This window comes from Aeromonas sp. 2MA4 (assembly GCF_029237305.1).
GTDB classification, from domain to species: domain Bacteria; phylum Pseudomonadota; class Gammaproteobacteria; order Enterobacterales; family Aeromonadaceae; genus Aeromonas; species Aeromonas salmonicida.
The window spans coordinates 1-15394 of sequence record NZ_JAACFY010000015.1 but is presented as its reverse complement, the minus strand read 5'-3'; the positions used below and the strand labels follow the sequence as shown (position 1 = coordinate 15394).

15 protein-coding genes are annotated in these 15394 nt (G+C 59.9%); 10 read left to right on the top strand and 5 right to left on the bottom strand.

The window, feature by feature from the left end:
* Positions 1-16 precede the first annotated feature (16 nt).
* Together GWQ31_RS15170 and glmU are read left to right on the top strand one after the other, a co-directional pair.
* Entirely contained in the window at positions 17-445 is a 429-nt protein-coding gene (locus GWQ31_RS15170; RefSeq protein WP_005319630.1) for a F0F1 ATP synthase subunit epsilon, read from the top strand.
* Between the two features lie 94 nt (positions 446-539).
* Entirely contained in the window at positions 540-1901 is a 1362-nt protein-coding gene (gene glmU, locus GWQ31_RS15165) for a bifunctional UDP-N-acetylglucosamine diphosphorylase/glucosamine-1-phosphate N-acetyltransferase GlmU (protein WP_099994657.1), read from the top strand.
* Between the two features lie 55 nt (positions 1902-1956).
* On the opposite strand, the gene creD is transcribed toward glmU, so the two are convergent.
* From creD to blrA, 4 genes are all read right to left on the bottom strand, one after another.
* Entirely contained in the window at positions 1957-3309 is a 1353-nt protein-coding gene (gene creD / locus GWQ31_RS15160; RefSeq protein ID WP_271773934.1) for a cell envelope integrity protein CreD, read from the bottom strand.
* A gap of 118 nt (positions 3310-3427) precedes the next feature.
* The gene (gene blaOXA, locus GWQ31_RS15155; protein WP_275909706.1) at positions 3428-4222 is read right to left on the bottom strand and encodes a class D beta-lactamase; all 795 of its coding nucleotides are present in this window, start codon (positions 4220-4222) and stop codon (positions 3428-3430) included.
* Between the two features lie 55 nt (positions 4223-4277).
* Positions 4278-5720, bottom strand: a complete 1443-nt coding sequence (blrB, locus tag GWQ31_RS15150) for a beta-lactam sensor histidine kinase BlrB (RefSeq protein ID WP_275909705.1) — start codon at positions 5718-5720, stop codon at positions 4278-4280.
* A gap of 58 nt (positions 5721-5778) precedes the next feature.
* Positions 5779-6453: a beta-lactam response regulator transcription factor BlrA gene (gene blrA, locus GWQ31_RS15145; RefSeq protein WP_021139934.1), complete on the bottom strand. Its 675-nt coding sequence runs from the start codon at positions 6451-6453 to the stop codon at positions 5779-5781.
* Positions 6454-6576: 123 nt separating this feature from the next.
* Here blrA and GWQ31_RS15140 point away from each other — a divergent pair, with 123 nt between their 5' ends.
* Positions 6577-7350, top strand: a complete 774-nt coding sequence (locus GWQ31_RS15140) for a DeoR family transcriptional regulator (RefSeq protein WP_275909704.1) — start codon at positions 6577-6579, stop codon at positions 7348-7350.
* A 58-nt stretch (positions 7351-7408) separates the two neighbouring features.
* The gene (glmS, locus tag GWQ31_RS15135) at positions 7409-9241 is read left to right on the top strand and encodes a glutamine--fructose-6-phosphate transaminase (isomerizing) (protein WP_011899256.1); all 1833 of its coding nucleotides are present in this window, start codon (positions 7409-7411) and stop codon (positions 9239-9241) included.
* A 65-nt stretch (positions 9242-9306) separates the two neighbouring features.
* Here glmS and GWQ31_RS15130 read toward each other — a convergent pair whose 3' ends face one another.
* On the bottom strand, positions 9307-10083 hold the full coding sequence (locus GWQ31_RS15130; RefSeq protein WP_005321862.1) for a LuxR family transcriptional regulator: 777 nt from the start codon (positions 10081-10083) through the stop codon (positions 9307-9309).
* A gap of 209 nt (positions 10084-10292) precedes the next feature.
* Between GWQ31_RS15130 and GWQ31_RS15125 the strand changes: the two genes are divergently transcribed.
* Genes GWQ31_RS15125 through GWQ31_RS15100 form a run of 6 tightly spaced genes read left to right on the top strand, consistent with a single transcriptional unit; the run spans position 10293 to position 15111 of the window.
* Positions 10293-11054 (top strand): DUF3450 domain-containing protein, encoded by a 762-nt coding sequence (locus GWQ31_RS15125; protein ID WP_058395565.1) that lies wholly within the window; start codon positions 10293-10295, stop codon positions 11052-11054.
* Positions 11051-12346 (top strand): MotA/TolQ/ExbB proton channel family protein, encoded by a 1296-nt coding sequence (locus tag GWQ31_RS15120; RefSeq protein WP_058395566.1) that lies wholly within the window; start codon positions 11051-11053, stop codon positions 12344-12346. The genes GWQ31_RS15125 and GWQ31_RS15120 overlap by 4 nt, the downstream gene beginning before the upstream one ends.
* Complete coding sequence (locus GWQ31_RS15115; protein WP_169047106.1) at positions 12343-12873, top strand: MotA/TolQ/ExbB proton channel family protein; 531 nt, start codon at positions 12343-12345, stop codon at positions 12871-12873. Before GWQ31_RS15120 ends, GWQ31_RS15115 begins: the two co-directional genes overlap by 4 nt.
* On the top strand, positions 12870-13271 hold the full coding sequence (locus GWQ31_RS15110) for a biopolymer transporter ExbD (RefSeq protein ID WP_005321875.1): 402 nt from the start codon (positions 12870-12872) through the stop codon (positions 13269-13271). The genes GWQ31_RS15115 and GWQ31_RS15110 overlap by 4 nt, the downstream gene beginning before the upstream one ends.
* Positions 13268-13930 carry an energy transducer TonB gene (locus GWQ31_RS15105; protein ID WP_169047105.1) on the top strand — a complete coding sequence of 221 codons (663 nt, stop codon included), beginning with the start codon at positions 13268-13270 and terminating at the stop codon, positions 13928-13930. Before GWQ31_RS15110 ends, GWQ31_RS15105 begins: the two co-directional genes overlap by 4 nt.
* A gap of 2 nt (positions 13931-13932) precedes the next feature.
* Complete coding sequence (locus tag GWQ31_RS15100; protein ID WP_275909703.1) at positions 13933-15111, top strand: hypothetical protein; 1179 nt, start codon at positions 13933-13935, stop codon at positions 15109-15111.
* The last annotated feature ends 283 nt before the right edge of the window (positions 15112-15394 follow it).

Below are 15394 nucleotides of genomic sequence, written 5' to 3'. Positions count from 1 at the left end.
CTCGATAGGAGGGCCCATGGCTGAGATGATCTCCTTTCACCTGGATGTGGTGAGCGCCGAAGGGAAACTGTTTTCCGGTCGCGTGCAATCTGCTCAGGTATCAGGCCTCGAGGGTGAGCTGGGTCTCCGTCACGGTCATGCTCCGTTGTTGACTGCCATCAAGCCGGGCCTGGTCCGTCTGGTGAAGCAGAATGGAGCGGAAGAGGTGCTGTACATCTCCGGCGGTATGCTGGAAGTACAACCCGAATCTGTGACCGTACTGGCGGACACTGCGATTCGTGCCAAGGATTTGGATGAGGCGAAAGCCCTGGAAGCCAAACGTGCGGCCGAAGCGCGGATCCACAGCTCCCATGGTGATATCGACTACGCCCAGGCCGCCACCGAGCTGGCCAAGGCGATGGCCCAACTGCGGGTTATCGATATCGTCAAAAAGAATTACCGTTAATTGCGGTGATGTAAAAAGCGACCTTCTGGTCGCTTTTTTTTTGCTCGTTGGATAGACTCCGCCGAGTATTTTTTCATGTTCCAAAGGTCGAATTATGTCCCTCAACGTCGTGATCCTGGCTGCGGGTAAAGGTACTCGCATGCGCTCTGTCCTGCCCAAAGTGCTGCATCCGGTAGCCAATAAACCCATGGTTTCCCATGTGATCGACACCGCCCGCCAGGTCGGTGCCGAGCAGTTGCATCTGGTGTATGGCCACGGTGCCGAGCTGTTGAAGGAGCGGATCCTGGCGCCCGACCTGAACTGGGTGCTGCAGGCGCAGCAACTGGGTACCGGACATGCCGTCGCCCAGGCGATCCCGTTCTGGAAAGATGAAGATGACGTGCTGGTGCTCTACGGCGATACCCCGCTGATCCAGCCCGAGACACTGCAACGGCTGCTGGCCGCCAAGGCCGACAAGGGCATGGCGCTGCTGACAGTGGTACTGGACAACCCCACCGGCTACGGCCGTATCGTGCGGGAAAACGGCCAGGTGGTCGGTATCGTCGAGCAGAAGGATGCCAATGCCGAGCAGCTGACCATCCGTGAAGTGAATACGGGTGTACTGGTGGCCAACGGCGCCGACTTGCGTGGCTGGTTGTCGCGCCTGGACAACAATAATGCTCAGGGCGAACTCTACCTGACCGACGTGATTGCCATGGCTCATGCCGATGGTTGCCCCATCGCCGCCGTCCATCCTGACAGCGCCATGGAAGTGGAAGGCGCCAACAACCGGGTTCAGCTGGCAGCGCTCGAGCGCAGCTACCAGAAGATGCAGGCCGAGAAGCTGATGATCGCCGGTGCGACCCTGCTCGACCCCGCTCGTTTCGATCTGCGTGGGTCGCTCGAGATCGGCGAAGAGGTGGTGATCGATGTCAACGTCATCATCGAAGGCAAGGTGACGCTCGGTAACCACGTACGCATCGGGGCTGGCAGCGTGCTGAAGGATTGTGTCATCGGCGATCATACCGAGGTGAAACCTTACTCCATCATCGAAGGGGCTCAGGTGGCGGATCTGTGTTCCGTCGGCCCGTTTGCCCGTCTGCGTCCTGGCGCCGTGCTGGAACAGGATGCCCACGTCGGCAACTTCGTCGAGATGAAGAAATCCCGTCTCGGGGTCGGTTCCAAGTGTGGTCACCTCACTTATCTGGGGGATGCCGAGGTGGGTGCCAAGGTGAACATCGGTGCCGGCACCATCACCTGCAACTACGACGGTGTGAACAAGTTCCAGACCATCATAGAGGACGATGTGTTTGTTGGCTCCGATACCCAGCTGGTAGCGCCGGTGCGCATCGGCAAGGGCGCTACCCTGGGGGCCGGTTCAACCATCACCAAGGATGTGGCCGAGAACGAGCTGGTCATCACCCGTGTGCCCCAGCGCCACATCAAGAATTGGGCCCGTCCGGTCAAGAAGAAGTGACTCAATAAAATGCAACCGGCGCCTGATGGCGCCGGTTTTGTTTCTGGCAGATCCCTTATGGTTCGCGGGTTGGTGAGTTGTTGCCCATCACGCGATACCAGTCCAGCTTGCGGGTCAGCATCATGACCAGCGCCAATATGGCGAACAGCAGCAGGGCGCCGAGCAGCAGGGCTATCTCTTCTGCCTGCAACAGGCCGAACAGTATGGCGTAAACCAGCCCCAGCAAGGCCGCGAAGCCGAGCCCCTGTTTAGGCCCGCCCAGCACATGGCTAAGGTAAAAACCGTTGAGCAGCACGCTGGCGAGACTGGCGATGAGATACGCCCAGCCAAAGCCCAGGTGCTCGGTCAGTGCCAGCAGCACCAGATAGAATATTGCCAACCCCATGCCCACCAGAGCGTACTGGATCGGGTGTACCCGCAACCCCTTGAGCAGTTCGAACATGAAGAAGCTGATGAAGGTGAGGCCGATAAACAGCAGTGCATACTTGGCCGCCCGCTCGTTCAGCTGATAGTGATCCACCGTCTGTACCAGGCTGACGCTGAAGGCGGGCAGATCGCCGCTGACTCTCTTCATCATGCGATTGAAGCGGGTCTCCATGTCGGTGGCAAACCAGCTGGTCTGCCAGCTGGCCTCGAAGCCTTGCTGATCCAAGGTCCGGTTGCCGGGGAGAAAGTCGCCGATGAAGTTGGGGTGAGGCCAGTTGCTACTGAGGTGAAGCTTGCTGTCTTGGCCGAGCGGCACCACTTCGAGGGTGTTCATGCCCTGCAGATTCAGTTCGATATGGAAGACGCCATTGTCGTCGTCCGGCAAGGTATCGAGGGGGGCATGGATACCGGCCAGACCGTCACCCAGCCGGGCACCAGGGGCAAACGGAATGCGCGCTTCCCCCAATTGCAGTTCGGGGACGCTGTTGATACCGCGGGCATCGGACAGCACCAGGCTCAGATAGGGTTTGCCCGCCACCAATGCCGGATCGGCGCCATCGACGCTCAGATCGGGATCACCGGATACCAGCGTCTTGCCTTCCAGCCGGGTTGGCAGATGCCCGGAGAGGGAGATCCGGGTCTGGTAGACCTGGGCTTGATAGATGCCGAGCTTGCGGGGGGTCACTTCCATGCTGGCCCGCACATCCAGCTGTTCCGGCAGCAGGTAGCGGTAGAGCTGCAGCTTGCGTTCGAAGCGCTTGCCATCCTGCTCCATGATGACGGTACGGGTGTATGGCTGCACCACGACCGGCCCGAGCAGCCGCTGCGGTCCGCTGCTGCTGGCCATGATGCTGTGGATGGCCTGACTGCGATAGGCCTGACGCTCCCGGTTCAGCTCCATTATGGATTGCACCGGCACCATCAGCAGCAGGCTGAGCAACAGCAGCAGAAAGATCTTGTGGGTGAATATCTGTTTGACCATGACACGTCTCCTTGTTGACGGGAACAAGTGTGCCGGGCTTGGGTGAAGAGGAGATGGGGCCGTGTGAAGCGGGAGTGAAGGGTGATAAAAAAACCGGCGCCTTGCGCCGGTTCTGGGATCACAGCTTCTTCAGCTGGTCAGGCAGGGCGGCAAACACCTCTTCCTTCGCCTTGAGCGAGGCGAATTGCTCGCCGGGCTTTTGCACGACAGTGTGGACAAAGATGAGCTGCTTGCCCGATTTGCTGGCCCAGCCGACGAACCAGCCGATCTGCTGATCCCGATTGAGAGTGCCATCCAGCAGCTTGGGGTAGCCCATGCCGGTCTTGCCGTGGATCTGCCAGCCATCGATGTCGGGCTGGCGCAGGATATTGGCCGTGTGCTGCAGTGTCTGTGCGGAGACCGGCAGCTTGCCGCTCACCATCTTGCCGAGGAAGCGGGCCTGCTCCTGAGGGCTGATGGCGAGGCTCGAACTGAGCCAGGCCTGGGTCAGACCATCGTGCTTGCCGGGATTGCCCGCAAGATCACGGTTGCCGTAGTCGAAGCGGTCGACATACTGCTGGAAGCGCTCCATCCCCAGCCACTCCGTGAGACGCTGGGAGTACCAGACCACAGAGTAGGTGAGCCAGCGGCTCGGGGTAGTGGTCTCGCGCCAGGCTGGCAACCAGTCATCGTCGCCGGGTTTGAATGGCAGAGCGGGCAGATTTTCATCCACCAGGAAGCCGCTGTCATAACCCATCAGCGCCAGCGGTATCTTGAAGGTAGAGGCGGGTGGCAACTGGCTGGAGCAATCTCCCTGGCTGCTGATGGGCTTGCCTGTGCCATCGGCAAACAGCATGCAGCCGGAGGCCGCGCTGGCGGGCAGTGAGAATATCAGGCCTGCTGCGAGCAGGCCGGGTAACAGGATCCGGGACATGGGGTCTCCTTGGAGAATGGGACAAAGGGCCGGGAGGCGGCAGCATAGCGCCGCTTTATGTGCCCAATGTGAAGTGTCCGCCTGCTGGCAGCCAGAGTTCGGCCAGCACGCCACCTTCTGGCTGGTTGCAGAGGTGCAGCCGACCGCCATGCTGGCGTGCCACTTCTGTGGCAAAGCTGAGCCCCAGACCGCTGCTCTTGCCCTTGTCGGGTCTGGGCAGGGAGTAGAAACGCTCGAAGATGCGTGGCAGGGCATAGTCTGGAATGCCGGGGCCCTGATCCCGTACCTGAAAGCGATAGCCGTCTGCATGCATCTCGCCGGTCAATCTGACAGTGCTGCCGGCAGGGGAGAAGTCGAGGGCGTTGTCCAGCAGGTTGCCGAGGGCCTGCTCTACCAGCAGGGGATCCCACTTCTGCTTTGAGGCGTCGGCCAGTTCGGCCACCAGGGTTACCTGACGACGCTGGGCTATGATCTGGCGGGCATCAAGTACCCGCTTGCCCAGTCTGGCGGGTTCGGTTGCCTGACGATCCAGCCCCTGCCCCGATTCCAGCTTGGCCAGTTGCAGCATGCGTTCTATCAACTGCTGCATGCGGGCTGTTTCCAGATTGATGTTGCCGATGAAACGTCGGGCCACCTCGGGGGGGGGCGCTTCGGCCAGCAGCTCTCCAGCCCCGCGAATGGCGGCCAGCGGGCTTTTGAGTTCGTGGGTCAGGCTGTGTACATAGGATTCGATATAGGCCTTTCCATCGAGCTGACGGCGCATGGTTTCGAGTGAGCGACCGAGTCGCTCCAGCTCCGGGCTGTGGAGTCCCGGCAGAGTGGCGGGCTGGTTGTGACTGACCGCATCGGCGTAGTGCACCAGCTTGCCGATGGCGCGGTTGAGCCACCATGCCAGCAGGGCGCCGATCAGCAGCGAGATGAGCAACAGCATGGCTGCCGCCTGCAATAGCTGGTGTTCGCTGCGCTCTATCATTGGCATCAGAGTGCGGTTGGGTTTGGCGACCGTGAGAGAGCCCAGTATGTTCCCCCCTTCACGCAGCGGCGCGGCCACGTGCATGACGGAGCTGGCGGGATCATCCGGATCGCTGCGGGTACTGCGAGCCCCGTACTGGCCGCGCAGGGTACGGTAGACGTCGTTCCAGCGCGAATAGTCCTTGCCCAGATCCACCCCGTCCGAGTCATAGACCACCTTGCCTTTAGCGTCGGTCACATAGATGCGATATTCAGCCTGTTGCTTGAGGTGCCCGTCGATCAGGGCATTGATGGGGCTCTGGTTGAGGCGGGCGAAGGCGCTGGCCAGCCTGCCATCGGCCATTTTTCCTTCCTGCAGATCGTCCAGTGCCAGCGGTGCCAGCATCTGGGCCATGTCAACCAGGGTATCTTCGGTGGCGCTGCGCACCCCGGGTTTTATCTCCTCGACGAAGATCTCCAGCACAAACCAGGCCGCCAGCGCGAAGATCAGCACCAGTCCGCACAGCAGTTGCAGTCCTATTCTCATACCAGTTCTATCCGTTTGTATCCGGGCGCCAGACCATATGCTTGCTGCAGGCCGATCCTCATGCCAGTTCCAGACTGTAGCCCAGCCCGCGATGGGTCAGGATCAGGTTGGCGTCAGCGTCACGTTCCCGCAGCTTGGCGCGAATGGTCTTGATGTGGGTATCGACGGTGCGATCCAGGCTCTCTTCTGCCCCGCTCCACACCAGATCCATCAACTGCTGACGAGAGTAGACCCGCCCAGGTGCCTGCATCAGCGTCTTGAGCAGCAGGTACTCGTAACGGGTGAGGGCCAGCGGTTGGCCGTGAAAGCTGATGCGGGCCCGCTCCTCATCCAGTGCCAGCAATTGGCTCGGTTGGGTGGCGGCCGGCTGGCTGCGGCGCAGTATCACTCGTACCCGGGCACACACCTCCCGTGGCGAGAACGGCTTGGCCACATAATCGTCGGCGCCAATTTCCAGCCCGATCAGCCTGTCTATCTCCTCGCTGCGGGCGGTGAGAAACATCAGGGGGGTGTCGCAGCGGGCCCGTACCTGCTTGCACAACTCGAAGCCGCTGATGTCCGGCAGCCCCACATCCAGGATCAGAAAATCGGGTCGCGTCTGTTCCAGTCGCGTCAACAGCGGCTGGCCAAGGGGAAACCACTCCACTTCGAAACCATCGGTTTGCAGCGCATAGATCAGGGTGTCGGCGATGCTGGCCTCATCTTCCACCAGCCAGATAACTTTTTTTTGCATGGCGTCCTCGTCGCAAATCAGCTGCCCCATTCTGGCATCGAACCAAATCGGATCCTATTTGCTGTTTTATTTTTCCGAAAAAGGCGCTAACATTTCGCCATTCTTTCGAATCGAAACTTAATGATGACCAAACGTAATACTCAGCAGCGCCGTCACACCATAGTGAATCTGGTGCAGGAGCAGGGGGAAGTGAGTGTCGATACCCTCGCCAAGCACTTCTCCACCTCGGAAGTGACCATCCGAAAAGATCTCGCTGTGCTGGAAACCGGTGGCCTGCTGTTGCGTCGTTATGGTGGTGCCGTGCCTCTGCCGAGCGAGATGGTGGTGGACGGCAATCCGGAGCAAGTTTCGAAACGAAAGCTATCCATTGCACGTGCCGCCGCCGAACGGATCCGCGATCACAATCGCGTCATCATCGACAGCGGCAGCACCACCAGCGCCATGATCCCCATGCTGGGCAACAAGCGCGGCCTCATCGTCATGACCAACTCCCTCAATGTGGCCGGTGCCCTGCGCGAGCTGGAGAACGAACCCACCCTGCTGATGACCGGCGGTACCTGGGATCCCCACTCTGAATCCTTTCAGGGTCAGGTGGCGGAGCAGGTGCTGCGCTCCTATGACTTTGACCAGCTTTTCATCGGTGCCGATGGCATAGATCCGGAGCGGGGCACCACAACCTTCAACGAGCTGGTGGGCCTGTCCCGGGTGATGGCCGAGGTATCGCGGGAGGTCATCGTCATGGTCGAGTCGGAGAAGATTGGCCGCAAGATCCCCAATCTGGAGCTGCCCTGGTCGAGCATCCATACCCTGGTGACCGATGAAGGGCTGGCCACCTTGGCCAGAGAACAAATTCAAGCCAGGGGGATCACGCTGATCTGCGCCCCGGTTGTTGGCTGACATTTTTATCTGAACCATCCAAATCAATTTCCGTTTATTACGTCTTGAGGAGAAGTGTATGTGTGGCATCGTCGGGGCCGTCGCCCAACGTGATGTGGCTGAAATCCTGGTAGAAGGCCTGCGCCGTCTGGAATATCGCGGCTACGACTCGGCCGGTGTGGCCGTGTTCAGCGCCAACCAGCCGCTGCAGCGGGTTCGCCGTCTGGGCAAGGTGGCCGAGCTGGCCAAGGCGCTGGAGGAGCAGTCCGTCCATGGTGGAACCGGTATCGCCCACACCCGTTGGGCTACCCATGGCGAGCCGTCCGAGCGCAATGCACACCCTCACGTCTCCGAGCATATCGTTGTTGTGCACAACGGCATCATAGAGAACCACGAAGAGCTGCGTGCCGAGCTGCAGGGGCTGGGTTATGTGTTCAGCTCAGACACCGACACCGAAGTGATTGCCCATCTGGTGCACCACGAACTGAAATCTGCCGACAGCCTGCTGGCCGCCATGCAGATTGCGGTGAAACAGCTGCGCGGTGCTTATGGCACTGTGGTGATGGACAGCCGTGATGACAGCCGCGTGGTCGTGGCTCGCTCCGGCTCCCCGCTGGTGATTGGCCGTGGCATAGGCGAGAACTTCATCGCCTCCGACCAGATGGCGCTGCTGCCGGTGACCCGTCGCTTCATCTTCCTGGAAGAGGGCGATGTGGCCGAGGTGACCCGCCGCGATGTGCATATCTTTGATACTCACGGTGATGCCGTGGTGCGTGAGGAGCTGGAGTCCGAACTTTCTCACGATGCCGGTGACAAGGGCGAATACCGTCACTACATGCTCAAGGAGATCTACGAGCAGCCCAAAGCGATTACCAATACCCTGGAAGGTCGTCTGGGTTCGGATCACGTTGTGGTCGAGTCGTTCGGCAACGGCGCCCGCGCCATTTTTGACAAGGTCGAACACGTCCAGATTGTCGCCTGCGGCACTTCCTACAACTCGGGCATGGTCGCTCGCTACTGGTTCGAAGAGATAGCCGGTGTCTCCTGCGACGTGGAGATTGCCTCCGAGTTCCGCTATCGCAAATCCGTGGTGCGTCCCAACAGCCTGCTGGTGACCCTGTCCCAGAGTGGCGAGACCGCCGATACCCTGGCCGCCCTGCGACTGGCCAAGCAGTCCGGCTACATGAGCTCGCTGGCCATCTGCAACGTGCCGGGCTCCTCTCTGGTGCGTGAATCGGATCTGGCCTTCATGACCCGTGCTGGCGCCGAAATCGGCGTGGCCTCCACCAAGGCATTCACCACCCAGTTGGCCGGTCTGCTGATGCTGGTGGCCTCCGTTGGTCACTGCCGTGGCAACCTGAGTGCCGAAGCCGAGGCCGAGCTGGTCAAGGCGCTGCAAGCACTGCCACTGCGCATCAAGGAAAGTCTGGCGCTGGCCAAGGACATAGAAGCGCTGGCCGAAGAGTTCGCCGACAAGCACCACAGCCTGTTCCTCGGCCGTGGCAGTCAGTACCCCATCGCCATGGAGGGGGCGCTCAAGCTCAAAGAGATCTCCTACATCCATGCCGAAGCCTATGCCGCCGGTGAACTGAAGCACGGCCCGCTGGCTCTGATCGATGCCGAGATGCCCATCATAGTGGTGGCGCCGAACAACGATCTGCTGGAGAAGCTCAAGTCCAACGTGGAAGAGGTGCGTGCTCGTGGCGGTATCCTTTACGTGTTCGCCGATGCGAACGCCGGCTTCAAGAGCGATGCCACCATGCGGGTGATGAGCCTGAACCACGTGGAAGAGATGATAGCCCCCATCGTCTACACAGTGCCGTTGCAGCTGCTCTCCTACCATGTTGCCCTCATCAAGGGCACGGACGTGGATCAGCCGCGCAACCTGGCGAAATCCGTGACCGTGGAATAAGCCGTTGTCTGAAATGAAAAAAGAGCCGCAATGCGGCTCTTTTTGTTTGTCTGGCGGGGTGGCCGCTATGACAGCCGCAGGTTGGTGATGGTCACGTCGTCCAGCGAAGGCACTATGATGCCGCTGGAGATGCTCTTGGCGATCGCCTGGTTGCGGTTCTTCGAGTCCGTCTTGTTGGTGACCTGGTTGAGGTGGAAGTTCACGGTCCGCTCGCTGATGCCGAGTATGGTGGCGATCTCCCAGGAGGTCTTGCCCTCACTGGCCCAGAACAGGCACTCCTTCTCCCGATCCGACAGCTCAGTGAGGTGCTTCATCAAATCCGGTCTGCTCTTTATCAGCTGCAACGCCGAATTGAAGATGTAGCTGGCGCAGAACGACAGCAAGGGAACGTTTTCAAACATCAGATCGGAATTGGATTTTTCCTTGCTGATGAAAGAGAGGATGCCGTGTTCCCCCTGCGGCGTATGCAGCGGGAAGGAGACGCCGTTTCTCACGCCGAAATCGGCGGCCAGATTCATGACTTCCCGGCTGGCGCTGGGTAGCCAGGGTGAGTCGCAGTCGAGCTTGTTCCAAAAGATGGGCTGGGTCTGCTTCAGGCCCAGGAACACCACTGGATCCTGGGTCAGGTAGTGCCGTTCGCTGTAGGCTTCGAACCAGCTGGTGGGGCAGTTGTTGAACAGTGCCACATGGGATTTCTGCATGCTGATGGGGAAAATAATCAGCAGACGGAAGTAATCAAAGCCCATTTGATGACTGAAGCGCTCCAGTTGCTGCTGGATCTCGCTGGTCTTCTTGGCCTTGGTGAATCGATCGATGTGTTCCCAGATCGCATCGTTAAACATGTACATCTCCTTTTTCGATCCCTATCACATTGATCGAAAAGATATTTTTTATTTATTGATTTGGTGTTGTGACTACCAACGCCAGTGACTCCCGTGCTTGCTTAAAAATTATCCTGTTTTTTCCACCGAAGGCCAAGAAAATCATCTGATTGCCACTGACCCCACTCTTTGAGACAATGAGAATAGTTATCATTGTTAAGATTTATATCATGAACAAGTTTTGGGGTTTGGCCTTGTTGCCATTGTCAGTCCACTTCGCTGCCAGCGCCGATGATCTGGTCGCGCCTGCACTGAAGAACAGCATAGCCGCTGGGAAAGTCTCCCAGCAGCGTGTGGAAAAAGCCGCCGATGCGGCCGTTGCCGCCAGACTGGAGCTGCAAAATGCGCAGCTGCAACTGCGTGATCTGGAAGCCTACAACCGCTACATGCAGTCTTTGGTGGCCGATCAGCAGAATGAGCTGGGCAAGTTGAGCCAGCAGCTGGAGGCGGTGCAAGAGACCCGGCAGGGCCTGATCCCGCTGATGCTGCAGATGCAAGCCGATCTGGAACAGCTGGTGCAAGATGATCTGCCGCTGCGCAAAGAAGATCGCCTGGCACGGGTTGAACAGCTGAAAGCGACGTTGGCCAGAGCCGATGTGAGCGAAGCGGAGAAATTCCGTCAGCTGCTGCAGGCCTATCAGATCGAAGCCGAATACGGCAGCCGGATGGACAGTTATTCCGCCGAGCTGGCGCTGGATGGTGCGCAGCGCCGGGTCGACGTGCTGGCGCTGGGCCGTGTCTCCCTGCTGGCCATGACAGCCGATCGCAGTCAGGCATGGCGGTGGTCTACGGAAGCAAAGCAGTGGCAAGCCCTCGACAGTCAGTGGCTCTCCCCCATCGCCGATGCACTGGAGATGGCCACCGACAAGAAAGTCCCGCAATTGCTTCATGTGCCCCTGTCGGTCAGCCGTAGCCAGGAGGCTCAGTCATGAAATGGTTCCCCCTCGTTATCGCCCTCTCCCTGGGTGCCAATGTGGCTGTCGCCGATGAGGCCTGGCAGCAGCAGGAGCAGGCTCGCGAACAGCAGGCTCAGCAGGATCTGGCGACCGTCTCCAAAGAGCTCAACAGTGCCCGCGCCAAACTGGCCGAGGCGCAGCGTCTGAGCAAGGAGCTGGCCAGCCAGTTCGCCAGCAATGAAAAGCAGCTGGTCGAGCTCAACGGTCAGTGGGAGCAAGCCTCCGGCGACATGAATGACATTTTTGCCGTGACCCGTCAGGGCGCCAGCGATGCGGTCAAGCTGCTGGCCGAATCTGCGGTCGAGGGTCAATATCCCGATCGCCTCGCCCCGTTGAAAGCCATGGCGCAGGAGAAGCAGGTACCGGATCGCGCCGCCCTCGCCCTGTTGCCTGCGACTCTGCTGCAAGAGATCCGCGAGTCTGGCCGGATTGCCCAATTCGACGGCAAGGTGCTCGATGCCCAGGGCGCTGCCAGCGAGCAGTCGCTGACCCGGGTCGGCAGCTTTGCCCTGTTTGGTGGTGACGGTTTCCTGCAGCCCACTGCCGAGGGGTTGAGCCCTGTGCTGGGTCTGCCAGGTGGCGTGCTCTCCGAGGTCGCGGCCTATCAGGGTCAGGAGGGAGAAACTCTGCCGCTGGATCCTTCCCACGGCACCCTGCTGGAGATGCTGGCACAGGCGCCTACTTTCTGGCAGCAAGTTCAACAGGGTGGCCAGGTGGGCGCCATCATAGTGCTGCTGGCCGCCATCGGTCTGGGGATCGCAGCAGTGCGGTTGTGGAGCCTCTCCCGCGAGCTGACTCTGGTGCGTCGCCAGCTCAAGAGCGGCGAATATCACGCCGACAATGCCCTCGGTCGGGTACTGACGGTCGCGGAGCAGCATCCCGAGCTGAGCATGGAAACCCTCGAGCTGAGGCTGGATGAGGCCATCCTGCAGGAGACGCCCCGCATGGAGCGCGGCATCGGCATGGTCAAGGTGATCGCGGCCATCGCCCCCATGCTGGGTCTGCTCGGTACTGTGACCGGCATGATCGGCACCTTCCAGGCCATTACCCAGTTCGGTACCGGCGATCCCAAGATCATGGCGGGCGGCATCTCAATGGCGCTGATCACCACGGTCCAGGGGCTGGTGGCTGCCATTCCGCTGATCCTGGCTCACAGCCTGCTGCAGTCCCGCTTCACCGAGCTTTCCAATGTGCTGGAGCAGCAAGTCGCCGGCATCCTGGCCGAGCGCGCCGAGAGCAATAACAACGGGATGGAGCGGGCAGCATGATGCTCGACATCTGGCAACAGTTGCAGAGCTTCATGGGGCGTGGCGGCCCCGTGCTCTGGGCCATTCTGGCCCTGCTGGTGCTGATGTGGATTCTGATGATCGAGCGGCTGCTCTACCTCAATCTGGGCTTTGGTCCCTTGCAGCAACAGCTGCTTGGCCGATGGCAGGCGCGCAGCGAGCGCCACAGCTGGCATGCCAGGGCCATTCGTGGTCGCTGGCTGGCTCAGGCCGAGCTTGAGCTCAACCGTCATCTGATCTTCATCCGCACCCTGGTGGTGCTCTGCCCCATGCTGGGGTTGCTGGGCACAGTGACCGGCATGATAGGCGTATTCGATGCGTTGGCCGCGGCCAACCGCTTTAACCCGGAGAGCATGGCGGGCGGTATTTCTCGCGCCACCATCCCCACCATGGCAGGCATGGTGGTGGCCCTCTCCGGCGTCTTGTTACTCAGCCGACTCGAGAGCCAGGCCAAGCGTGCGCTGGCCAAGACCCGGGACGGCCTGCGAGAAGAGAAGGTAATGCAATGAGACGGCAATCCAAACGTCAGCGTGACGAAGTGCAGATCGACATGACCCCCATGCTGGATATCGTGTTCATCATGCTGATCTTCTTTATTGTCACCACCTCCTTTGTGCGTGAAGCCGGGCTCGAGGTGCACAGACCCCAGGCCAGTCAGGCCAAGGCGCAGAAATCCTCCAGCATCATGCTGGCGATAGGTGCCCAGGGTCAGATCTTCCTCGACCGCAAGCAGATAGACGTGGAGCGGGTACAGGCCAGTATTGCCCGCCTGTTGGCGGAACAGCCCGATGCCAGCCTGGTGATCCAGGCCGACGAGCGGGTACCGCACGGCAAGGTAGTACGGGTGATGGATGAGGCCAAGGCGGCGGGCATTGCCAATATTGCCGTGGCGGTGGCACCGAAATGAAATACAAGTTGATGAGTCTGGGACTGGGGATTGCCCTCAGTCTGGGGATCCTGCTGTTCATGACTACTCTGGTTGAGCCTCCCAAGGGGGAGAAGGTGGCGAGTGAGCAAAAATCCATCGTCATCAACATGCAGAATGAAGTGACAGAGGTGCAGGTGCGCGAGCGCCCGGTGCCGCAAGAGCCGGAACCCCTGCCGGAACCTCCCGCAGCACTGGCGTCGACTCCCATGCCGTTGCCGGCTGCAGCGCCGCTGCCTTCGGTGCAACCTAGCCTGGATCTGGTATCCAGCCTCAGTGCTGTGCAGGTCTATGCCCCCGGTGTGGCGACCAGCACGGCTCCCGTACTGAGCGGTAACTTTCATGGTCAGCAGCAAGGCGCCGGTGTCGGCGCCGGCGATATGTTGATGCCGCTGCAACGGATCGAACCTGTTTACCCCTATCGCGCCCAGCAGGCGGGGATCGAAGGCGCCGTGACCCTGCGCTTCAGCGTCGATGCTGAAGGGCGAGTACAGGATGTGGAAGTGATCGAGGCCAAGCCCAAGCGTCAGTTCGAGCGGGCGGCCATTCAGGCGATCAACAAGTGGCGTTATCAACCAAGACCGGGTGCTGCCGACAAGCTGGTGCAAGTCATCACGCTCAAATTCAAACTGGAGTCATAACTATGTTGCGGATCTGGATCTGCCTGCTGGCCTTGGTCAGCCAAGCCTGTCTGGCCATGGAGGTCAGCCCTCACTTCTCCCGCCAGCTTGAACCCGTGATGAAGCTCTATCAGTCCGGTCAGTGGCAACAAGCCCAGAGCAAGGCATCCGGCCTCAAGCCAAACACCGATGCCGAGCGCGCCTGGCTGGCCCAGTTGCAGGCTTCACTGGCCGCCAATTTGCAGCAAACCGCCCAGGCAAGCCGCTATGTGGAGCAGGCGCTCACCTATAAAGAGTGGCCCGAGCAACAACAACTCCAGCTGCTGCGCCTGCGTGGCGATATCCAGGCCCAGCAATCCAACTGGTCTGGCGCCATCGCCAGCTACAAGGCGGCGCAGGTGCTCAAGCAAGACGATGCACTGCGCCTGCGTCTGGCCGGCCTCTATTACCACAACAAACAGTATGGCGAGGCCGCCAGTCAGAGCGAACAACTGTTGAAAAAGGGCTGGCAGAAGCAGGCAGCCATCATTCGCCTCTCTGCCCTTACTGCCTTGCAGCGCTACGGGGTGGCAGCCGATCAGGCCGCCGAGCTGATCCGCCACGAGCCGAAAGAGAGCAAATGGTGGCAACAGGCAGTGTCGCTCAACCTATCTGCCAAGCGTGGTGATCAGGCGCTGGCTCTGTTGCAGACAGCCATCGATAGAAAATTGATGGACGATGCCGCCGCCCGCAATCAGTTGATCCGCCTTTATGCCTGGCAGGGGCTGCCTTATCGTGGTGCTCGTCTGCTGGAAGCGGCCATGTCCAAGGGACAGATGAAGCAAAGTGCCGAAAACCAGCAGTTGCTGGCCCAGTTGTGGGAGGGGGCTCGTGAATGGCCAAAAGCGGTTGATAGCTGGCAGTTGCTCGCCAAACAGCATGCTCAGCCCAAAGCGGCCATGCGTGTAGCCGAACTGCTGCTTCAACAAGGCAAGACGGAAGCCGCTATGACCCAGCTGGCTGCTATCAAGTCAGTGAAAGGCGAACAGGGTAATAGAGCCAAGGCGTTGCTGGTGCAGGCATACCTTAATAAGGAGCAATATACCCAGGCGCTGAAACTGGCCCGTGAACTGCAACAGCAGGATAACTGGCAACAGCGGGCAACCAGCTGGGTCAACTATATTCAGGCCCAAAGCGAAGAATTGAGCAAAAAATCAGCGTAAATAGAGGCTTATATCTTGGTTTTAGGGACTTCAGCCTGCTTTTTCAGCAAACGAACGCATTTTTGCAAAAAGCCCTTGTCATCCCGGCGCGGCTCCCTATAATGCGCCCCTACCAGCACGGCGGAACACGCCAACCTGATGAGCCAGTTTCCTTGTGAAGCCGGCGCCGAAAGAAAAGCGAAAACAACCGCTTGACTTTCGAAGTGAGGAGCGTAATATGCGCCTCCTCAACGCGACAAGCGTGACGCTCTTTAACAATTTGAATCAAGCAATCTGTGTGGGC